Source organism: Peptostreptococcus canis, assembly GCF_014229965.1.
Lineage (GTDB): Bacteria > Bacillota > Clostridia > Peptostreptococcales > Peptostreptococcaceae > Peptostreptococcus > Peptostreptococcus canis.
Genome location: NZ_JABGBW010000006.1, coordinates 26,363 through 49,963 on the forward strand (window position 1 = coordinate 26,363; position 23,601 = coordinate 49,963).

Sequence of the window (23,601 nt, forward strand, 5' to 3'; positions counted from 1 at the left end):
TTCTCCTTATTTTACAGAAGGAATTAAACTATATCCTTCTTGAATTTTCCCAAAATTACCTGTTATATTACTATCATTTAATATTAAAGCAAATGAAATATGTCCTATTTCTTCATTTATATTACTAATAGTCGCCAGCTTTAACTTTCCAAATTTATTTGCCACATCAATTGTAGAACCGCTAGATTGTACTATTACAGTTTGCTTTTTGGACTTCATAAAGTCTGAAATAAGATATTCCATATCAACTTCACCTTTCTTTTTCATATTAGCAGAATTATTAACAATTATGCTATCAATATTTTCAAATTGACTAGCCATGCTATTTATTTTAATAATTCCCAATTCCTGTAAAGCAGTTAATCTACCATCGTTATTTGATGAAACAATTGATTCTTCAATCAATTTAACTATTTCTTCTTTTTTAGATAAATTCAATTGCAATTTTTCATTGATTTTTTTTAAATTATCATCATTAACAGATGAACCGTTTATATTTATATTAAATCCTACTTCGCCACCAAATTTAACAATTGTTTTTTCTGTTTCTTCATTGGCTCCATCTTCATTAAATGAAATAATAGCTATCTTTTTGCCTATTAGTTTACCGCTAACTAAAACATCTTCGTTTTTACCAATATATTTTTTCAAGTCTTCAATATTGATATTTAACTTTTCATTTTCACTGGTTAATTTATCATCCTTTTCTTTTAATTCATTAAAACGATTATCTATATCTTTTACAATTGCAGCATTTTGTTTTTGTATAGTTTCATTAGTTCCTATATTAGACCCAATTAAAATACCTACTCCTAATGCTAAAAATATAGAACCTATTGATACTATAAAATATTTAAAATTAATATGCATATTTTTTACCTTCCAATCTATAAATTACATCCTCATCAAAAGCAAAAGCTTTATATACATAAGCTGAATAAGTGTCTGAACCTTTGGAGATAATGATATAACTATTAAAACAGGGAATATCGCTGTCATTATCAATGCAACTATATACTTAATTTTCAACCTGCTTTTATATAGTATACTTACTCCTCTAGCATCAATCAATTTAGATCCAATTTTTAGTCTGACAAGAAATGTGGATGCCATACCTTTTCTACCTTTTTCCAAGAAATCTATCATATTTGAGTGAGTTCCTAAAGCTACGATTAGTTCTGCATCATATTCATATGCTGCCAACATAGCTATATCTTCACTTGTACCAGGAGCTGAAAAAACAACTGCTTCTAATCCAAGTGACTCCACTCTGGCAAGTCCGGGAGCTCTCCCATCAGTATATGCATGCACAACAATTTCATTTGCTGCCTTTAAAGCCTCATCCGAAACACTGTCCATATCGCCAACAATTACATCGGGACTATATCCAAATTCTAAAAGTGCATCTGCACCACCATCAACTCCTACAAGTACCGGCTTCATTTCTTCAATATATGAAATCATCGCTTCTAAATCATCTTTGTAATTATGGCCTCGAACTACTACCAAAACATGTTTTCCACTATACTTGGTTTTCATTTTTGGTATTTCAAGTTCTCCCAGTATCATACCTTTTTCTTTTTTAGCATATTCAATGGTATTATCAATAAATCTGTCTAACTCCACACCTATATTTTCATATGCCCTTTTTATTTTTTCCTTTACAACCTGTTCATTCAATAGCTGCCCAGATCCTATTTCTTCGCCATCTCTAATTATTCTTCCATCCTCGACAATTATCATTTCATCTTCATTCAATATATCAAATACTTCCATCCCTACATTATCAACGATAAGTATGTTGTTACTTGTCAGTATTGTGGGACCCATATTAGGATACCTCCCGCTTATAGACTCTGCAGCATTTATAACGAGCTTAATCTTTGCTTCAACTAAAGATTTTGCAGCAACCTCATCTATATCAATGTGATTTATAAGAGCTATCTCACCAGCTGATATTCTTTTTGCGAGTTTTTTAGTTTTTCTATCTTTTTTTAAATTTGCCTCTACTCGCATATTATCCTCCTAGATTTTCATTACTTTTTTTTATTTTTTCCGCAATTTCGAGTATTTCAATAGCATGTTGAACGGTTTTTTCTGTTATTATTTTACCAGAAATTAACCTAGCTATTTCATTAGTTCTTACTTTATCATCTAATAATGTTATCGAAGTATTCGTTCGATTTTTTTCTACATTTTTTTCTATATGGTAATGGTGATCGGCAAAAGATGCAATCTGAGGCAGATGAGTGATACAAATAATTTGTTTATTATTTGATATAGCAGATAATTTCTCACCGACAATTTGCGCAGCTCTCCCACTTATCCCACTATCTATTTCATCAAAAATTAGTGTATCTATCTTATCCAAATTAGATAGAATAGATTTGAATGCCAACATAAATCTGGACATTTCACCACCAGATGCTATTTTATTAAGTGGATTTAAGTCCTCACCAAGATTAAACGAAACAAAAAATTCAATATCGTCACAACCATTTTCATTATAATCTGTTTTCTTAAAATTAACCTTAAATTTAGTATTTTTCATATTTAAACTTGATAGTTCTAAAAGCAAACTTCTTTCTAAATCTGATGCTATTTTTTTTCTGGTTTCAGACAATTTTTTTCCAACTATTTCAAGTTCTTTTTTCTTTATATTTAACTCTTTTTTTAAATTTTCAATTCTTTCTTCACGGTTATCAATATTATCTAATCTCTCTAACATTTCTTGGTGATATTTAAGTATTTCGTCTATAGTGTTTCCATACTTCCTTCTAAGCGTGTTGATAACATCCATACGCGCTTCTATTTCATTTAAAATATGAGGTTCAAAATCAATTCTATCCAAATAATTACGGATATTTAAAGATATTTCCTGAAGTTCATACATTACCTTTTCTGTTGATTCACTTATTTCGGATATCTTTTCATCGTATTTTATAATATCGGATAATAGAGAAAATGATTTTCCTACATTATCCTCAGAATTTATTTGACCGTTGTGAATTAATTCGTATACCTCACTTAGAGAATTGAAAATTTTTTCACTATTTGCCACTATATCTCTTTGTTTTTTCAGTTCATCAAATTCACTTTTACTAAGATTTGCTGCACTGATTTCATTAATTTGAAATTTCAATAAATCCTTTTCTCTTTGAACTTCCATATCAGATTTATTGTCATTCATTCTATAAATCCTTTTCTTTATATCATTAAATTCCTCAAAAATTGTTTGATACTCTTTGAATATTGATGAAAGCTCTTCCTTTCCATAAATATCTACAAATTCTATATGATTTTCCTTGTTATACAAGGCTTGATTTTGATGTTGACCATGCATGTCAACTATAGATGACATAACAAATTTCAAATCAGATACTCTGATATTTTTACCATTTATTTTGGTTGTACTTTTTCCATCCTGAAAAAGTTTCCTAGATACAATTATAGCCTCACCTTTTGGGATATCAACATCAATAGAATTAAGTCTTTTCAAAAATTTTTCATTATCAGAAAAAACTACTATTTCTACTTCTCCAATTTCTGTCCCTTTTCTTAAAAAAGTTCTGTCATATTTTCCACCAAAACATAAATTTAATCCCTCTAAAATAATTGATTTTCCAGAACCTGTTTCTCCTGTCAATATATTTAATTTTTCACCAAAATTCACTCTAGCCTCTTCAACGAGAGCGCAATTTTTCATATATAATTCGTGAATCATATTGTCCTCCAATTATTTATCCAAAGAATGTGATGCTTCAACTAATTCAACTATCTTATCATAGTATTCATCATAGGTTTTATACTTATCTAAAGAATTATATTTTGAAGCAAATTCAAATATGACTTTGTTTTTTTCACCATCAAAATCGTTAGTATTCTCTATTTTCTCCATATCAGGTTTTTCATTGATTTTCTCAAGATAAATCAGATACTCTATATTTCCCTCAGGACCTTTTATAGGGGAGAAATCCAACTCTAAAATTCTAAAACCTTCTTTAATTGCTATTTTGGAAACAAAATCAATTACTTCAACATGAGTAGATTTTTCTCTGACAACTCCCTTTTTTCCTACTTTTTCTCTACCAGCTTCAAACTGCGGCTTTATAAGAGCAACAATTCTTCCTTTTTTATTTAGTATTTCCCATGCTTTTGGCAATACTAACCTCAATGAAATAAATGATACATCAATAGAAGCAAAATCAGGTCTATCTCCCAATGAATCAACCTCTAGATGCCTTATATTCTGTCTTTCCATACATACAACTCTTTTGTCCTGTCTTAATTTCCAGGCTAGCTGACCATATCCTACATCTATGGAATAAACCTTAGTGGCTCCATTTTGAAGCATGCAGTCGGTAAATCCTCCTGTAGATGCACCAATATCCATGCATATTTTACCGTCCAATGTGAGATCAAAATTATTTAGTGCCTTTTCTAACTTTAATCCCCCTCGACTGACATATGGAATAGGCTTACCCTTCACGATTATCTCCGAATCTATTCTGACTGCTGTTCCTGCTTTATCAATTTTTTGATTATCTACAAACACATTTCCAGCCATTATATTTCTTCTTGCCTGTTCTCTGCTTTCAAAAAAACCCATATCAACAAGCAGTACATCTATTCTTTTTTTCATTATAATAAAACCTCATCATTTATAAAATTCGACCATTATGTAACTATGCAATTTAATCATCTGCAAAACTCAATTATTCTTTCTTTAATTATTTCAGGTGACATTCCTATTTTATCCATCAATATCTCAGTATCTCCGTGTTCAATAAACGCATCTGGAATACCTATTATTTCTAATTTAGTTTTCAGATTATTTTGGGCAATTATTTTTTCAATATTTGATCCAAATCCACCCGTTACTACATTGTCTTCTATTGTCACTACATAGTTAATTCCATCTAGTAATTCAAGATATTTTTCTATATTAAGTGGTTTTAAATATCTTGAATTTATTATTCTATACTCAAAGCTTTCATCTTTTATATTATCAATTGCTTTTATCGCCGGTAAAAGCATATTTCCAATCGTAATAACAGCTATCTTTTTTCTTCTAAAATCATCATTATGAATGTTTTTAACATCTTCAATTTCTTTTTTTGAACATTTGATTTCCGGATTGCAATTATCCTTTTCCAAATTTTCTTTTTTAGTTATATTATCAAAAATCACTTCAGGATTTCCTATGTTATAAGTATCAATAGGTGTGTTTTCAAAACTATGCTCTTTCTTAAATAAATTGTATTCGCTCTTATCAAAATAATATTCTGTACCTCTTGGATACCTAATTGACAGTGGATAGTCACATCTCTCAGAATACTTTATCATCTCTACCATTTCATCCGTATCTTTTGGAGCCATAACTATCAAATTGGGTATGATATTCATATATGATAAATCAAACTGACCATGATGAGTTTCTCCGTCGTTTCCTACTAACCCTGCTCTATCTACTAAAAAAGTAACCGCCTTCTTGGTAATACATACATCATGTATTAATTGATCATACCCCCTTTGCAGAAAAGTAGAGTAAACGGCAAAATAAGGTTTCATTCCCGCTTTTGCTAATCCTGCAGAAAAAGTAGTTGCATGTTGTTCTGTTATACCAACATCAAAGTATCTATCCGGATGAAATTTTTCAAAAATATTTAACCCTGTTCCAGTAGGCATCGCCGCTGTTATTGCAACTATTTTATCATTGTAACTTGCCATTTCGGAAAGAGTTGTTCCAACTATTGAAGAAATAGAACGACTACCGGAATGTTTTACACCTTCTTTATAATCAAATTTACCAACTCCATGATAATTTTCAGGACATTTCTCAGCAAATTTATATCCCTTACCTTTTATCGTTTTAACGTGAATAAATTTTGGTCCGTCAACATGCTTTGCATATTCAAAAATATCTATTAATTCATCTAAATTATGCCCATCAAGCGGACCTATATATTTTATTCCTAAAGCATCAATAAATCCGCACTGTTCCGGCGAAAAACTTGATATAATGGAATCTGTAAGTCTATTTGCCTTTTTTGAAATTATTTCCCCTACTTGAGTTAGGTTCATAATTTTATCTACGTTATCCTTAAATATCAATGTCTCACTATTCCTGATTATTTTAGACATATATGTCGAAAAAGCACCCGTATTTTTATCTATAGACATTTCATTATCATTGAATACGACAATCATATTTTTTTTCAAAAACCCTAAATTATTTAAAGCCTCAATTGCCATACCTCCTGTAATTGCTCCATCGCCAATCACTGATATTACATTGAATTTTTCTTTGTTTATATCTCTTGCTACTGCAATTCCCAAACCTGCTGATATAGATGTGGAGCTATGACCTGTGTCAAATATATCATGTTCACTTTCGGATTCTTTTGGAAAACCTGATAAACCTTTAAATTGTCTTAATGTATCGAATTGTTCTTTTCTACCTGTTATTATTTTATGCACATAAGCTTGATGACCAACATCCCATATAATTTTATCAGTCGGACTATCAAAAACTTTATGAAGTGCCAATGTCAATTCTACTACCCCTAAATTTGATGCAAGATGACCTCCAGTTGCAGAAACTTTTTTAACAAGAAACTTTCTTATTTCTTTTGAAAGTTCTATCATTTGCATTTTGTTCATTTTTTTTATATCTTGTGGCGAATTAACGCCAGATAAATATCTATACATAAGATTCACCTTTTATATTAAAATATAGTACCTATCAAAATCCCCAGTAAACCACCGAAAAAAACCTGCTTAGGCGTATGACCAATCAATTCTTTAAGTTTTTCTTGTTTGATAGGTTTTTTCTGATGCCAATCTTCAATTAGCTGATTCAAAAGTGTAGCTTGCTTACCTACTGCCTGCCTAACACCTGAAGCATCATACATTATTATGCATGAAATTACAGCCGATATAGCAAATATAGCTGAGTCAAACCCGTATTGTACTCCAACCATAGTCGACATACAAGTCACAAAAGAACTATGTGAACTGGGCATCCCTCCGGAAATAAACATTCTCCCTATATCAACCTTTCTCTTTCCTGTAAAAATTTTTAAAAATTGGGCTAAAAAACACGAAAAAACACTAACCCATAGTATTTTATTTGCAAAAATTTCACTAAAAAATTCCATAAATCCCCCTAAGAAATTTAATTACTTCTACTCATTATATAGTCAGCCAAAGATAATAAAAATTCTGTATCTCCATTAAATACTTTGAGAGCATCCTTAGATTCTTTAATTAATTCTCCAGCTATTTTTTTAGATTCTTTCATTCCTAGAATGGCTGGATAAGTCGACTTATTATTTTCCAAATCGCTACCTGTTTTCTTACCCATAATTATTTCATCACCTTCTATGTCCAATATGTCGTCAATTATTTGAAAAGCTAGCCCTATTTTCTTTCCATAAACAGTCAATGCATTTAATTTTTCTTCTGATGCTCCAGCTAATATTGCACCTGAACGCATGCATGCTATTATCATTGCTGCGGTTTTATTAATATGAATAAAATCCAGCTTTTCTTTATCTATTTTTTTACCTTCACTTTCTACATCAGCCACTTGACCTGCTATCATACCATATATACCGGCTCCTTTTGATATTTCATATGTAGCATTTAACGCCCTATCAGGATAGTTGGTGTTCATACCCGCTCCAAGCATAATTTGAAAAGCATGACTTAAAAGAGCATCACCTGCCAGTATTGCCATCGCTTCACCAAACACTTTATGATTAGTTTGTTTACCTCTCCTTAAATCATCATTATCTAATGCCGGCAAATCGTCATGAATCAAAGAATAGGTATGTATCATTTCAATAGCCACTGAATATGGAAAATAATTATTATCATTTCCACCACAAATTTTATATGACTCCATAAGTAATATTGGCCTTAATCTTTTCCCACCAGCATTTAGGCTATAATTCATAGCTTGAAAAATTGTTTTCTGATATCCAGTTTCCTCAGGCAAATATTCTTTCATTTTATTTTCAAACTCATTTATTTTTTTTGTTAGTTCTAATTTGAAATCCATTTAAAATTCCACCTCTACCTCTTCACCTAACTCATTAAACTTGCTAACCTTAAGTTCGGCTTTCTCTAGTATTTCGCTACAATGCTTATATAATTGTATTCCTTCTTCATACAAATTTAATGAATCGTCTAATTTAATATTCCCAGTTTCCAATATCTGTAATATTTCTTCCATTCGTTTAAAAGCTTCCTCATAACTTTTATCTTTTATTATACCTGCTTTTATATCATTTCTCATAGTTTTATCCTCTTCCAATCTAAATCATTTCAGATCAAATGTTTAATCAAAAATATCTTCTACATTACACAATATTTTACCATCATTCAAAATGAGTTCTAATTTATCATTTATTTCAAGATTTGATATACTACTCAATATATTATCATTCTTTTCTACAATGCAATATCCTCTTTCAAGAACCGAAAATGGATTTAAGTTTCCTATACCACTTGCAAATACATTTAACTCTTCCCTTTTAACTTTTAAATAAAGGTTTATATTATTATCTAATCTTTCTTTAAATCTATCAAGATCCATATATCTATCATTTAAAAGAGTTTTTTGAACAAATGCATTGTATCTTTCAAAGTTTGATTTCAATTTGTGCTTTTCAATATTCATTTTTGAAGATATATTTCTTCCCATCGCTTTCAAAAGATTATACTGTCTAGAAATTAAGTCTTCTTCATTTGGAGTAGCAATTTCTGCTGCAGCAGATGGAGTTGGTGCTCGCATATCTGACACAAAATCACAAATAGTAAAATCAGTTTCATGTCCTACTGCTGATATTACTGGTATTGTTGATTTATATATTGTTCTTGCAAGTTCCTCATCATTAAAAGACCATAATTCTTCCAAAGAACCTCCTCCTCTACCAATAATAATCGTATCAATATCCCCCAAATTATTAAAAAATTCAATACCACTTTTTAATGTTATTGCAGACCCCTCTCCCTGCACCAAGGCCGGATACAATTTTATATTTACCCTAGGATATCTTCTTGATATGACATTTATAATATCTTTAATTACAGCACCAGTTGGAGAAGTTACAACTCCGATATTTTGAGGGAATTTCGGTATGTTTCTCTTTTTTGCATGATCAAAAATTCCTTCTTTTTCCAATTTTTCCTTGAGCTTTAAAAACTCAAGATACAAATTACCTTTTCCTTCTAATTCTATACTTTTTATATATAGTTGATATATACCATCTCTCACATATGATGATACATATCCTTCCGCAATAATTTTAGAGCCATTCTCTATCTTAAGATTTCTATTATAATTCGTTTTATATACCATGCAGTTCACTTTTGATTTGTCATCCTTGAGAGTAAGGTATACATTACCAGAAGAATGTATTTTAAAATTTGATACTTCTCCTCTTACTCTAATATTATTTAGAATCGGATCATCATTTATAAGTTTATTAATATAAATATTCAATTCAGATATTTCTAAAGTTCTAATTTTCATTCTTTCACCACCAAACCGCATAATATCCTAAATTACATTATAACATATTTATTAAATAAAAAGTTAATGCTAAGATTATTTTTTTTATCAGTATTATTTTTCTTAATATATCTTCTAAAAAAACAATTTTCAAATTAATATTTTTAAATAATTTCAAATTCTAAATATTAACTGTTTTTATTCAAAAAAAAAGCGTCGATAGTATATTTCTTTTATCTATAAATAAAAGTTAAATATATTCTATCAACGCTATAAATTATGATTCTAATTTTATAACATATTCATAGTATCTAGTTATTAGTAGAAACAAAACATATTATAAAACTAATTTACTTCATTTTACTAATGTCGTTTATTCTGATTTTATTTTTAATATTATTTATTCTGATCTACAAGAATATTAGGGTTAGCAGCATCTTTCCCTACATTGAACTGATCCCATAGTAAGTCTATAGAAACTTTAACGGCTTTCTTCTGGCTTAACTTATCATCGTTAGCTGGATTCATATTTTCAACTGTTCCTGTAGTATATTTACCACTTGCATCTGGATCCATAGCAACACCTAAGAATAAATCCATTCTATTCTGAGTAGGAGTACAAAGGATTTCATTGTTCTTTAATGCAGCCTTAATGTTAGCATTCTTTAGTGCAGATAATCTGATAAACTGTACACCACCTACTGTGAATGTATTATCACCATTTGATAAAGTTTTAGCTAGTTTAAATACTTCATAGTCAGCTCCACTTGTTCCTGGTTTAAGTTCTCCATTGATAAGAACAGCTATACCTATCATATCTTCTAAATTACCAACATCTGAACCGGCACCAACAGTAAACTTCATATCAGAAAGCTTAGCTGCTATATCACCAATATTTATGATATCTGTACGGAATGCCTGAGCATATCCTGGATACATCTTGTTTATTTCTAGTTCTATTTTATCAGAACCATTTGTATTTGCAGTTGTATAAGGTCCAACTTGCTTAGGTATAGGTTTTGCATCTTTCAATTTAGCATCGAAATCAACATTGTTATATCCTTCTGCACGTTTCTTATATTCAGCTATACTACCATCTTTAGCTATCTTGTTGTAATCAGAAACTCCTCTCATAAAGAAGTCATCAGCAACATAACCACTATCTCCAATACCATCAACTATACTCCAACCTTTAGGTTTAGTTTCATTATTATACTGTGCATATAGACCTAAATCTACAAATTCAACACCGAAATCACCTGTTGTGGCTTTAGTATTTACATTTAAAGTATCCGTCCAATAAGCATACCCTGTGCCTGCTAGAATTAGAGACAAAGCTAAAATACCACCTATTAAATTTTTCTTACTTGAGTTTTTCATAATTCTTCCCCCTTTTCTTACAAAAAACATTTACAAACTTAATTTTTCAACTGCACCTCACATTTGTTTTTTACTGTAATTAAAGTATATAGAAATATGAAAATATTCAAAACCCTCCTGAGATATATTTTAACTGCCCAACAAGTATAAACCTTTATACTACTTTAGTAGTATTTTTAGTACTATTTCTTATTCTATTTTTAATATTTTTTATATAAATACTCTTAGATTATTCAACTTTAAACATATATACATATTTTTCTCCAAAAACATAAAATTCTCCTTTGTCTGGAAGTAAATTTACACCTAAAGCATAAAATATTGGTTTTCTTATTTCTTCAGAAAGTATAATCATACTTTCTATATCATCCAATTTCAATATATTTTTTTCTATAATTTCAGGCATATTCTTCAAACATATCATCCTATTACCATATTTTTTTATAATATTGTTCAGTTTTAAATCCCACAACTCTTCCTCACTTTTTTCTTTTGTTTTTGTTCTTAAAAGAGTAAATACAATAGCTACAATCCCTATTAAACAGAATAGAATATAGGGAATATATGATTTAATATTTGATAATGTTTTCTTATTGATAGGTTCACCTATTCCACCTTTTTTTATAATAGTTTTTGGTTTTGTAACACTATAAAAAGTTTCATCATCTATATTTATTGATACTTTATATGAAAAAGGATATTCTTTTGAATCAAAAATGTATTTCCCTTCAAAAAGTATATAAAAATCATTTAGTGTACTTCCTCCTATTTCTGTTTCTGCACTATCAATAATTTTTTTATATTCTTTAGGATTGATTGACAAACTTTCTTTTATAGAAACATTTTTTCTTTTTTCTTTATCTATTCGTCCTGATTTTAGTGGAAACTTTTTCTCATATACATTTAACCTTGATTCTTCATCAGTTTGATATCCATTTATAACAGCAGAAATACTATATGTTCCTGACAATTTTATATTTTCTTTTAAAAACACATTTGATCTGAAATATATTTCAATATAATCAGTTAATTTTACCGGATATAAATATTTTTCACCCAACCATTCTTTCCCCAAGGTTTTATTAGGTAACATATAAACCTTGTAATTAGAATCTGCATTTATATAATATGTATTTTTATATGAGAGGGGCTGTGAATTCTTTTCATTTTTGCTTGGAGCTAAAAATAAGATCCCTACTCCCCCTATGAGTAATAATACAATCCCTATTATTACTATTGCTTTTCTTTTTCCTTTTTCTATAGTAATTATATTTTCGTTATTTTCAAATTCATTTATATTATTATCTTTTCCCTTTTTTTTATCAAATAAATTACTTCCCATTAATTTACAACCCCCTCTGGAATATCATCATTACTTTTTAACATATAAATCGGAATGCCTATTTTGGGAATTACTTTTATTACTATTCCTTTCACATCATTAGGATTAACAGAATCTACATCCTCACTTTTATTGTTGTCTCCCTTTGTCCTAAAAGTAATATTTCCTGCCTCATCTTCCTCTATCTTTTTAATTCTATGAGTTATGGTAAAATTTTCACGTTTGAAATTTATGATATCCCCCTCTTTTAGTTTGTATATTTCTTTTTCCTCTAGTATTTTTTTAATAATTATTACATCCCCGGGATACATCTTTGGTTGCATACTCCCCGTAAGTATAACAGATGGATAAAATAAAAAAACACCTACTATAAACCAGGAGAAAATAATTGAAACAGAAAGTAGTATAAAGTAAAAATATCCAAACTCTGCCTTACTACTTCTTACGATTTTATCTGCCCTATATATTTCACAACGCTCCCAAAAATACATTCCAAGTAGTATCGGAATTACCAGTCCTATTGCACCATCTACCAACCATGAAAACTCGGGTATAAAAGGAAAAAACTTAAAAAAACCTTCTACCATTCCATAATATATAATCCCTGATATTGCCCCTCCATAAAAAACTAAAACGGATAATAAAAAGTTTCTTGAAAATACCGGTAAAATATCACGCACCAGATATGCTAAAATAGATTCTGCATCTTTAAGATTTTGTATTTTTCCAAAATTTATTTCCGTTAATGCAATTATAATTGTAAATATAACAATTGCTGTCAATTTATGTTTTAATATTTTCCATGATACACTTACAATATAGTCTCTTATCATTTCCCTTGATACTATTACCGGTACAATTGTTATTATATTTAAAAAAACACCTAAAAATGAACTATCATATGGACTTCTTTTTAAACATTTCATAAGTACGCCTACCAAAAAACTAACTGTTATAAAGAAAATCGCCCCAGATATAGAATACATTTTAGCTTGTTCTTTCACTTTGGTTCTTCTTATCATATAGTTAGATGGTATAAATAATAACTGAATTATTATAATGCTCCCCCAATATATAAAAGCAATATATGGAGAAGCATTAAAAATATTCCTTAAACTGGGTACTACTGGTACTACTAACAGCATTAAAAGTATTATCACAAACATTTTAGGTGAATAATTATATCCTATGTCAAACTTTTTAATCTGTATGTTCTGTAGCACTATTATCTACCCCCTGTTCCGGAATAAGTTGTTCACTTTCTATTTTATCAACATTATCATCTGAATTCTTTTCATCAGCAGATTTATCACCATTAGATTCATTCTTTGAATCTATTACTTTATCTTTATCTGATTCACTAGTATAATTAATATTTATGTCATAGAATACCGCTGTCTCGGTTTTAATCAATAATTTATCACACCAATATCCACACACTTTTACTCCTGATAATAGAAAAGCTATCGAAATAATAAATAATGTTATTTTTTTCATTTGGATCCCTCCTTTTTTGCCCTTTGTTTTGCTATTGTTGTTCTAAATGGTATGGAATTTCACATGAATAAATAACTATAGCTCCGTTTTTTTCTCTATTTTGGTTTCTCAATCCCACATATTCATTCAATTTATTTCTATCAATTTTTAAATCTGATGGTAATTTATTTATTTCATCTATACTTTCTTGAGTTAAACTTAAATATATATTTCCATTTTGATTATTTTGTCCATTAAATTCATTATAAAAATCAAATTTTAATGGTATCATAAAATCATTCAGGTCAGCATAATATGACTTTCCCTCCATTATGAGAATAACCTTCTGTGCTTTAAGTTCAACTGTATCCATTTTTTTATTTAACTCTAATTTCCTTTCTTTAAACCTATTCACAGAGCTTTTTTCACTTTTATCAACTGTGAATTTTATTCTAATTAAATTTCCATCAAGCAAATCATTTTTTGGAATCCCTTGATTAAACATTATATTTAAAATTTTTCTTTTATCATCTAGCACAAAATCTGCATCAATTGATTTAATTACATCGCCGTTCGATTTGACAATATCAGCCGAGTATTTCTCGTCTACTGGTCCATTAAATAATACTTCCATTGAACCACTTGATAAAAATGTGTCTATATTCATGTTAGAATTCCATGTCGAATAAGTACTTCCCATCGCTGTCATACTTACCATAAATAACAAAAATATAGATATTTTTCCTAAAATAACACTTGCTTTCTTTCTTCGCATCATCTTCATCCTTTCAAATAAATATATAGTAATTATAAGTAGAATATTGTTTTCATTATGCTTTTTATTTAATATCAAAATACAAAGTATATACTTTAACTGCTAAATTTCATACTTAACTTTAATTTAGCCCTATTTCTATTTGCAAATAAAATAGCTTCTACTCTATTTTCTAACTCTAATTTACTTAAAATATTTGATATATGCTTTTTTACAGTACCTTCAGATATAAAAAGTTTTTTGCTTATTGTCATGTTGGAATAACCATTATTTAATAAACACAATACTTCTTTTTCTCTTTTCGTAAGTGTATTTAACAATTTTTCTTCATCTGACAAATCACCTATGCTCTCAATTAAAGCAGCCGAATAAAATTTCTCACCTCTTCCAACTACTTTAAGGCCATATACTATATCGTCTATAAAAGCATCTTTTAGTAAATAAGCATCTACTCCTAAAGATTTTGCGTACAAAAAATCATTTTCATCTGATGAAGATGTAATCATGAAAGTCTTTGTATCAATATGTTTTCTTTTCATCCATTCTAGAAAATCAAAACCACTTTCTTTACCAAGATTTATATCAACAAATACCATGTCAATGTTAGATTCTTTCATATAGTCGATCGCTTCGCTAACATTACCTGCTTGAAGTATCTCTTCCTCTGGTTTATACATATGTATAATTGCCTCCAACCCCTGCCTAGCTATAGGATGATCATCTAAAACAAGTATCATTTTTTCTCCCCCTTTTCACTATCTAGGTAAATTAAATTTTATTTTTGTCCCTATATTGTATTTTGATTCTAATGCTACAGTTCCTTTTAGTAAAGATGTTATATTTCTCATATTTTTTAGACCATTTCCTTCTAAAAATTCTTTGTCTTCCTTGGAAAATCCAATTCCATCATCTTCAATAACTAAATTGATATTTTTTGAATCTAATTTTAACTTCAAACTGATGTTATTAGCTTTTCCATGCCTAATGGCATTATTGACCGCTTCACATGAAATTCTATAAATAGCTATTTTTTGCGCTGCAGTCATATAATCAGAATCTGAATCAATATCTAAAATAATCGATGCACTACTTAGGTTCTGAACCTCTTGCATATATGCTTCAAGAGTTCCTATAAAAGTATTTATGGTTTCCTTAAAACTTCTTCCATATATACTCTCTCTCAATTCAGACATAGTAGACTCAACAGACTTTTTTAACATACCTATATAACTTTTTAACTCCTCTTTGCTATCATCATCTAAATCACTTTCAAAAACCTTCAAACTACATACTATGCCAAAAAGCTTTTGTATAACAGTATCGTGAATTTCATTTGCTATACGATTTTGTTCTTGCATAATAATAAATTTTTCCATTTGACTATAAACATCAAGATTTTTAAAAATAATTTCTATTAGATGCAAATAAAACTCCTCTTTTTTTTCATTTTCTTCATTAGATAATTCTCTAATTAAGGCTCCCCTACAAGTTATCTCCTTTCCTATAATATTTGCCTCATAACTTTTATTTTTTCCTAATATTATTTTTTTAATATCAGAATTATCTTTAAAAATATTTTCACTAATTTTCAAACATAATTCTTCTATTAATTCACCGGAAATCTTTTTATCAATTCCATAAATCTCATTTAACTCGATTTCTCCATTCGCATCAAATTTCAGTAAAATACATCCTGAATTAGCTACAGTCCCCCTCAGCAGAACAGATAATTCTTTTAGTATTTCACTTGGATTTGTCATAGCAAATAGATTAAATGTTTCATGTAAATTTGTAAGTTCTGTAAAAGCTTCTTCACTTTTTTCTTTTTCATATTCAAGTTTTTTATTTAATGAAGCTAAAAGGTCATTTTGCTTATCTATATATCCAATATAGAAACGTAATACATAAAACCCACCTATTGTCATTATCATTCCCAAGCAAACATTTAGCTCTTGATAAGATAATTTACTATTTGAAACACCTATTGCCGCCCATGAAAAAGACCACAAAGATGCCATAAGTGTAATTAATATACTCTTTTCTAATGCAATCATCGTAAGTATACATCCTATCTGATACCATAAATATGGACTTGAAAATCCACCGCTAAGAAAAATGAATATACTGTGTGCTACTACTTCAATTGTAAACATTAATCGAAGCCATAACTCATATTCTGCAATTTTTTTATATATCCAAGAGCTTATTAAACAAGAACTACACATCCCTAACGCAACTCCCCAATAAGCCAGACTTCCATAGTTATCGGCTGTTGCAAAGTACACAATAGTAGAAATTACTAAAGTAAGTATTCTATATCCTATACATATATCGAGATATGATGGTAAACATTTTTCTTTCAAAGAAACACCTCTTTCGTTAACTATCTCTATCTTTAAATTTTAAAAATTTATGAGTAATAAAACAAATATAAGATACAGTATAAAAAATAAATTTTTAAAAACATACATACAAAAACAGAATAAAGTGAATACTTAAATTACTAATTTTAAACACTGCTTTTTCAGTTAAACTATATAAATTTATGGAATATAGTGATAATAAAAACTAACATATTTTAAAAAATATTAAGTTGTCAAAGTTCATATATTTTTATTATTTATACCAAAAATACATTTTAAAAGAATAGAATAATATATTAAAAATTGCATTCTAAATTAAATTCATAATATTAAAAAAACGTTTTCCTATTAAGCACACTCTATTAATATTTCTAAAGAAAATCATTAGTTTACTTGTTATATATATTATAGCAAAGTAAGCGAATAAAAACAACTTTTTTTCATTCGTTAAAAATGCATGCATTATTAATCATCATAAATAACAATATTATTATTCTTTATTTTATAAAGTTTATTTATGTATTTTATAAAAATATTAATATATAGAAAAATAATTATATTTTTTTAAAATACATTTAATATACTCTTTGCTTTTTAGTAATTATATATTTATGTACATGATGTGTTTTATTACAAAAATAACATTGATAGTATATCAACCTTTATACGTTAACCAAATACAAAAATTGATATATTCTATCAATGTTATAACTAATTAAAGCATTAAATTATTATTTTAATATTTATTTAAATTCTCATAAAAATAATCTTACATTTTATGATTAAATTCAAATACTATCAATTATACTAACTCTATTTGTATACTATTTTTGATAGATCACAAATCAATAACATTGAATTATAAATCAATTTTAATAGTGACAATCTGTTATTTCTAATATCAATGTTATCATCCATTACCATTACCGAATCAAAGAAAGCATCTATATTACTTTTTAAAGAAGCAAATCTATCAAGTGATTTAGTATATTCTTTTTCTTCCATTAATTCTTTTATATCATTATCAACCTCTTTAAAAGAATTAAACAAGTTTTTTTCAGATTCCTCAACTAATAAAGATTCATTTATTTCAATATTTTCAGCTTTTTGAGCAAGTGTCGATACTCTATTAAACGCAACAAGCATATCTGTCAAAGATTCTCTATCAATCCATCTGTTAATTGCCTCTGCCCTAGTATATAGATCAAGAACATTTTTTTCATCTATAGATAAAACTGCATCTATAACATCATATCTCATGCCCATATCTTTAAACATATTAGAAGTTCTATCAGTAAAGAAATCTACAATATCATTTACCACTTTTTCTCTATCAAATTCTATATTTGTATATCCGTCAAGGGCAAGTCCGGCTAATTTTGCTATATCTACTTCAATATTATTTTTTAAAAGTATTGTAAGTATTCCCAAACACTGTCTTCTCAATGCAAATGGATCTGCAGAACCCGTTGGTTGAATCCCAATAGCAAAAAATCCTGCAATAGTATCCATTTTATCAATTATAGAAAGCATTGACCCTTCCATAGATTCCGGCACTATATCGCCACTAAATCTAGGAAGATAATGTTCAAATATAGCATTCGATACAATTTCACTTTCTCCATCTAATTTTGAGTATTCCATCCCCATATATCCCTGAAGCTCATCAAATTCAAATACCATATTCGTTACCAAATCAGCCTTACAAAGGAAAGCCGCTCTCTCTAGATACTCAGAACTTATTCCAAAATCAACAGGAACTTTTTTAGCCAACTCATGTATTCTATTTGATTTATCAAGTAATGTTCCCAATTTTTCTTGAAATACTACTGAATCAAGTTTTGTTCTATAATATTCCAGATTATTCTTTGTATCCTCTTTAAAGAAAAACAACGCATCTGCTAATCTAGCTTCAAGAACTTTTTCATTTCCTTTTTTCACGTTTTCTATCATATACTCATTACCATTTCTTACTGCGATAAAATTTGGTAATAAATCTCCCGCTTCATTGACTACCGGAAAATATCTCTGATGTGCTTTCATAGGAGTTTTTACAACCTCTTTAGGAAGTTCTATATACTCTTTGTCAAACTCCCCATAGAAAGCAGTAGGATATTCAACTATATAGGTTACTTCATCCAGCAATTCCTCATCTATATCTACTATTCCGTTTATGCTTTCAGCTACTTTATGAATCTGTTCTGTTATTATGGACTTTCTTTCACTTTGATCTAAAATCACATAATTTTCTTTCAGTTTTTTATAATAATCTTCTATACTATTTATTTCTATTCTCTTTTTACCAAGGAATCTGTGTCCAACTGTTATGTTAGATGCTATTATTCCTTCCAAATCCACGGGTACTATTTCATCATTCATAAGAGCCATCAACCATCTGATAGGTCTTACAAATCTTATATTTTTTCCACCCCAACGCATTGATTTTGGAAATACTACTGATTTAACTATACTAGGAAGAACTTCAAGAAGAACTGATTTTGTATCTATACCTTCTTCCTTTAAAATTGCAAATAAATATTCAGTTCCATCGATTTCTTTAAAATATATATCTTTTTCTTCTAAATTTTTTCCTCTCATAAAACCAAGAGCAGCTTTAGTCAGACTTCCATCTTCTGCTATAGCTATTTTTTTAGAAGGTCCCTTTATTTCTTCCTTGTAATCAGATTGTTTACCAGCTAATCCATTTACGACTAAAACTACTCTTCTAGGAGTTGCAAAAGTATCTATCCTTTCAAAAGAAACTCTCTTTTCGTTCAAGGCACCTGCTAAATTATCTTTTAACTGCGTCATTGTAGATTCAACAAATCTAGATGGCATTTCCTCAATACCGATTTCATATAATAGATAATTATTCATTTTCTTCACCTGCCTTTAATAATGGAAAACCTAGTTCCTTTCTTTGCTCTACATATGTTTCAGCTACTATTTTTGCCAAATTCCTTATCTTACCTATAAATGCGGCTCTCTGACTCACACCTATTGCACCTCTTGCCTCAAGTGTATTAAATATGTGTGAGCATTTTAGAACATTATCATAACAAGGAATTACAAGTCCTATTTCAGCTAATCTAACTGCTTCTCCTTCATACATATCAAACATTTTAAATAACATTTCAAAATCACATTCATCAAATGCATATCTTGAATTTTCATATTCTTGCTTTTTAAATACTTCACCATAGGTAATTGTATCATTCCACATCAAATCATATACACTATCCACGTCTTGAATATACATACCTATTCTTTCAAGACCATATGTAATTTCTCCAGTTTCCAATTCGCATTCGATATTACCAACTTGTTGAAAATAAGTAAACTGAGTAATTTCCATTCCGTCTAACCAAACTTCCCAGCCAAGTCCCCAAGCTCCTACAGTAGCTGCTTCCCAGTTGTCTTCAACAAATCTAATATCATGTTCATCCGGATTAATACCTATAGCTTTTAATGATTCCAAATACAAATCCTGAATATTATCTGGTGATGGTTTTAAAATAACCTGAAACTGATGATGTTGATATAACCTATTAGGATTTTCACCATATCTACCATCAGCCGGTCTTCTTGAGGGCTCAACATAACAAACGCTCCAAGGTTCTGGCCCCAAAGATCTTAAAAAAGTATTTGGGTTCATTGTACCTGCCCCTTTCTCAACGTCATATGGTTGAGTCATAATGCAACCTTGCTTTGCCCAAAAATTTTGCAAGGTTAAAATCATATCTTGAAAATTCATACAAACATCCTCCTGAATATTTTAATTTTTCTTACTTTTGAAAATTATTCTTAACGATTAATCAATTATTTTTTATCTTCGTCTTCCTCTTCTTTTAACAGCTCATCTGTAATATCACTTGAATCTTCTTTTTTATTATTTTCATTATCATTATCAGAATAGAAAGTTGACTTTATATCTTGAAATGAATTCAAAAACATCTCCTTTAATATTTCTAGTTTTTCAGGTGTCATACTTCCTAAATCAACTTCATCACCAGAAGTATCATCTACAATTTTAACAGAATATTTGCTCAATACTGCTGCTGATAATCCAAGTAACGCGAATACCGGCATAATGGCTGCTCCCACAACACCAACTGTAAGAGGTATATTTATTATGTTTCTTCCTTCCTTTTCTACTTTTATTCTAACTACAGTAGCTTTTTTTAACAACTCCATTAATTGAGATTTTATTTTTTCAGCGTCCTTACCTATTTTTTCCTCAAACTCATCAAATTTAGCTTTCCCAAAACTTTTAGCGTCACCTTCTTCAATATATATAATAGCCTCTAACACATCTCCATCAGTTTTCAAAAGAGCTTCTTTAGCTTCCTTGTAAGTTGCATACGGAAGTCTTTCTAATACCTGATCCACCATTTCAATTGTTATCTCTGTCATATTCTTTCTCCTTTCAATTATTTTAAATTTTTCAACATATCCAAAGACTTAAAACTGATACCATCAAAATAATTAATTAAATATTTTTTCATCAAATAAAAAAGTTCCTCAATTAATTGCTTCGACACCTTTGCCTTACTACATACTATTATATCATTATTTAACACGTATTGCATAAGTGATATAGTTGATTTGTCGAGTTTTATATAAAAATTATCTGATTTTATACACCTATCACACACAATACCTCCATTTATAATTGAAAAAACAGCATATTGAAAAATATTTTTCCCACATTCTGTGCATTTAAAAACCTCAGGTCTATATCCCGCATAATCCACAAATTTTAAAATAAAAGCAGTTAGAATAAAATACTTATTGTCAATATTTTCCGATAATAAAAATAATGTCTGAGCTAGTAATTCAAACATTCTATTATTGGGCTGTCCTTCAACAATTGTACTTTCAACTAACTTTACTATAAAAGAAGAATATGAAAAACTTTCAAAATCAAGTGAAATATTATAAAAATTCTTTATTGATTCACTCTGTGATATTGAAAACATATCTTTTTGTTTTTTCAATACATAATTATTATATGAAAAAAGTTGTGTAGTGGGTAAAAATCTACTTTTTTGCCTTTGTGCACCCCTTGCAATAGCTGAGGTCTTGCCATATTTTCTGGTGAAAATAGTTATGATAAGATCATTATCATTATATTTTAATGTTTTTAGGACAATACCTTGTGTTTTTAAAATTATCATTTTTCATCTATCCTTTTACAAAAAAACCCCTCTTGAGAGGGGATTATTAACAAAATCTGACAATATTGGACTATAGCAATAATATTATATAGTACACAATAAAAATTTTAAATTCTCAAATCAATTAATCTATCTTTTTAGTCGATAGTTATTTCTAAAATTTAAATTATGATACTTCTAAAAAAAGATGTTGGAAATCAATGCAAAATACACCATCATACCTATAATATCCATAATTACAGTTACTATTGGTGATGATATGGCAGACGGATCTGATTCCATTTTTTCTAATATAATTGGAATCAGAGTTCCTAAAGTTGCTCCCAATACCATATTTATTAATGTAGCTAATGAAACAACCAAAGCTATATTTCTATTTGCAACGAACAAAGATATTACTATAGCTACAATTACGGAAACTACTATTCCATTTATTATACTGCTAATTACTTCTTTTAAAATCGTTGCAAAATCTACATCTTTATTTTTATTAGTAAGATTTATAATAGTAACAGCGGATGACTGAGAACTTACATTTCCACCCATAGCAATAACTAAAGGTGCGAAAAAAATTAGTTTAATATGTTCTGTTGTCACTAAATCTTTAAAATTCATAAAAACATATGAAGTTATAAAAGATAATCCCGCTGTGAGAATTAGCCAAAAAATCCTACCCCTTACACAAGAAAAAACCTGTTCCCTAAGTGTTGATTTTTCATTTTCTGCAACATCTCTCTCATGTTCACTGCTTCCGGCAAATTTGTACATATCTTCTGTAGCTTCTTCTTCCATAACATCAAGTATATCATCAACAGTAATGATACCTTTAAGAGATCCATTATCATCAACTACAGGAATTGCGACCAGATTGTACTTAGAAACCAGTTTTACAGCTTCCTCTCTATCATCATTATCTCCAACGGATTTGACATTTTCTACCATAATATCCTCTATAAGAGCTGAATCTCTGGAAAGAAAAAGATCTCTAAGGGAAAGAACTCCAACTAGATGTTGTTGATTATCAACCACATATATATAATATATTGAATCCGCATCAAGTGCTTCCGCTCTTATATGCCTAATCGCTTGAGCTACATTTAAATTTTTATTTACAGTAACATATCCTTTTTTCATTGTGGATCCAGATGTTTCATCCACATAAGCTAAGAGCTCTCTTAACTCTATTTCATCTTCTTTACTCACAATATCTAAAATCTTTTCTTTTTCATCTTCATCCAGCTCTCTTAGCATATCAGCTAGGTCACCTAATGACATTTCATCAAAAACACTTCTAGCGTGCTTTTCATCAAGTCTAGATACAATACTTATAAAAAATTCTACTTCACTCTCTTCCAAAATTGATGCAGCAGTATCTAAAGGAAGTATTTCAAATAGTTTAACACGATCTACTTCTTCTAATTCTGTCAACACATCATATATATCCATAATATGATACTCTTCAAGCATCTCCCTAAGCTCAATGAGCTTATTTTCATCCATCATGTCTTTTACTTCATCATACAACTCTTGCGACGAGTCCTGTTTTTTGTCCATTACAACCACCTTTT

Annotated in this window: 21 protein-coding genes; all 21 read right to left on the bottom strand. The window is 29.1% G+C overall.

Going from position 1 to position 23,601, the window contains the following annotated elements:
* Positions 1-6: 6 nt before the first annotated feature.
* The 21 genes from HLB29_RS07260 to mgtE all read right to left on the bottom strand — a co-directional run bounded on the left by HLB29_RS07260 (position 7) and on the right by mgtE (position 23,587).
* Entirely contained in the window at positions 7-870 is an 864-nt protein-coding gene (locus HLB29_RS07260; RefSeq protein ID WP_185624509.1) for a copper transporter, read from the bottom strand.
* Positions 871-894: 24 nt separating this feature from the next.
* Positions 895-2,016 (bottom strand): putative cytokinetic ring protein SteA, encoded by a 1,122-nt coding sequence (gene steA, locus HLB29_RS07265; protein WP_185624510.1) that lies wholly within the window; start codon positions 2,014-2,016, stop codon positions 895-897.
* Between the two features lies 1 nt (position 2,017).
* Positions 2,018-3,724 (bottom strand): DNA repair protein RecN, encoded by a 1,707-nt coding sequence (gene recN, locus HLB29_RS07270; RefSeq protein WP_185624511.1) that lies wholly within the window; start codon positions 3,722-3,724, stop codon positions 2,018-2,020.
* Positions 3,725-3,736: 12 nt separating this feature from the next.
* On the bottom strand, positions 3,737-4,642 hold the full coding sequence (locus tag HLB29_RS07275) for a TlyA family RNA methyltransferase (protein WP_185624512.1): 906 nt from the start codon (positions 4,640-4,642) through the stop codon (positions 3,737-3,739).
* A gap of 56 nt (positions 4,643-4,698) precedes the next feature.
* Complete coding sequence (gene dxs / locus HLB29_RS07280; RefSeq protein WP_185624513.1) at positions 4,699-6,711, bottom strand: 1-deoxy-D-xylulose-5-phosphate synthase; 2,013 nt, start codon at positions 6,709-6,711, stop codon at positions 4,699-4,701.
* A 17-nt stretch (positions 6,712-6,728) separates the two neighbouring features.
* Positions 6,729-7,160, bottom strand: a complete 432-nt coding sequence (locus HLB29_RS07285; protein ID WP_185624514.1) for a divergent PAP2 family protein — start codon at positions 7,158-7,160, stop codon at positions 6,729-6,731.
* A gap of 17 nt (positions 7,161-7,177) precedes the next feature.
* Positions 7,178-8,065 carry a polyprenyl synthetase family protein gene (locus tag HLB29_RS07290; RefSeq protein ID WP_185624515.1) on the bottom strand — a complete coding sequence of 296 codons (888 nt, stop codon included), beginning with the start codon at positions 8,063-8,065 and terminating at the stop codon, positions 7,178-7,180.
* Positions 8,066-8,302 carry an exodeoxyribonuclease VII small subunit gene (xseB, locus tag HLB29_RS07295; protein ID WP_185624516.1) on the bottom strand — a complete coding sequence of 79 codons (237 nt, stop codon included), beginning with the start codon at positions 8,300-8,302 and terminating at the stop codon, positions 8,066-8,068.
* A gap of 42 nt (positions 8,303-8,344) precedes the next feature.
* Complete coding sequence (gene xseA, locus HLB29_RS07300) at positions 8,345-9,541, bottom strand: exodeoxyribonuclease VII large subunit (protein ID WP_185624517.1); 1,197 nt, start codon at positions 9,539-9,541, stop codon at positions 8,345-8,347.
* Between the two features lie 375 nt (positions 9,542-9,916).
* On the bottom strand, positions 9,917-10,900 hold the full coding sequence (locus HLB29_RS07305) for a SipW-dependent-type signal peptide-containing protein (RefSeq protein ID WP_185624518.1): 984 nt from the start codon (positions 10,898-10,900) through the stop codon (positions 9,917-9,919).
* Positions 10,901-11,129: 229 nt separating this feature from the next.
* On the bottom strand, positions 11,130-12,242 hold the full coding sequence (locus HLB29_RS07310) for a DUF5305 family protein (protein WP_185624519.1): 1,113 nt from the start codon (positions 12,240-12,242) through the stop codon (positions 11,130-11,132).
* Positions 12,242-13,465 carry a signal peptidase I gene (locus HLB29_RS09790; RefSeq protein WP_185624520.1) on the bottom strand — a complete coding sequence of 408 codons (1,224 nt, stop codon included), beginning with the start codon at positions 13,463-13,465 and terminating at the stop codon, positions 12,242-12,244. Before HLB29_RS09790 ends, HLB29_RS07310 begins: the two co-directional genes overlap by 1 nt.
* Positions 13,443-13,739, bottom strand: coding sequence for a hypothetical protein (locus tag HLB29_RS07320; RefSeq protein ID WP_185624521.1), 297 nt, complete (start codon positions 13,737-13,739; stop codon positions 13,443-13,445). The genes HLB29_RS09790 and HLB29_RS07320 overlap by 23 nt, the downstream gene beginning before the upstream one ends.
* A gap of 31 nt (positions 13,740-13,770) precedes the next feature.
* Positions 13,771-14,493, bottom strand: a complete 723-nt coding sequence (locus HLB29_RS07325; protein ID WP_185624522.1) for a hypothetical protein — start codon at positions 14,491-14,493, stop codon at positions 13,771-13,773.
* Positions 14,494-14,588: 95 nt separating this feature from the next.
* Positions 14,589-15,230: a response regulator gene (locus HLB29_RS07330; RefSeq protein WP_185624523.1), complete on the bottom strand. Its 642-nt coding sequence runs from the start codon at positions 15,228-15,230 to the stop codon at positions 14,589-14,591.
* Between the two features lie 18 nt (positions 15,231-15,248).
* Positions 15,249-16,856 carry a sensor histidine kinase gene (locus HLB29_RS07335; protein WP_185624524.1) on the bottom strand — a complete coding sequence of 536 codons (1,608 nt, stop codon included), beginning with the start codon at positions 16,854-16,856 and terminating at the stop codon, positions 15,249-15,251.
* A gap of 813 nt (positions 16,857-17,669) precedes the next feature.
* Positions 17,670-19,733 (bottom strand): glycine--tRNA ligase subunit beta, encoded by a 2,064-nt coding sequence (gene glyS / locus HLB29_RS07340; RefSeq protein ID WP_185624525.1) that lies wholly within the window; start codon positions 19,731-19,733, stop codon positions 17,670-17,672.
* Complete coding sequence (glyQ, locus tag HLB29_RS07345) at positions 19,726-20,610, bottom strand: glycine--tRNA ligase subunit alpha (RefSeq protein ID WP_185624526.1); 885 nt, start codon at positions 20,608-20,610, stop codon at positions 19,726-19,728. The genes glyS and glyQ overlap by 8 nt, the downstream gene beginning before the upstream one ends.
* Positions 20,611-20,675: 65 nt before the next feature.
* Positions 20,676-21,269 (bottom strand): DUF4342 domain-containing protein, encoded by a 594-nt coding sequence (locus HLB29_RS07350; RefSeq protein WP_185624527.1) that lies wholly within the window; start codon positions 21,267-21,269, stop codon positions 20,676-20,678.
* A gap of 17 nt (positions 21,270-21,286) precedes the next feature.
* Positions 21,287-22,033: a DNA repair protein RecO gene (gene recO / locus HLB29_RS07355; RefSeq protein WP_185624528.1), complete on the bottom strand. Its 747-nt coding sequence runs from the start codon at positions 22,031-22,033 to the stop codon at positions 21,287-21,289.
* A gap of 177 nt (positions 22,034-22,210) precedes the next feature.
* Positions 22,211-23,587 carry a magnesium transporter gene (gene mgtE, locus HLB29_RS07360; RefSeq protein ID WP_185624529.1) on the bottom strand — a complete coding sequence of 459 codons (1,377 nt, stop codon included), beginning with the start codon at positions 23,585-23,587 and terminating at the stop codon, positions 22,211-22,213.
* Positions 23,588-23,601: the final 14 nt, after the last annotated feature.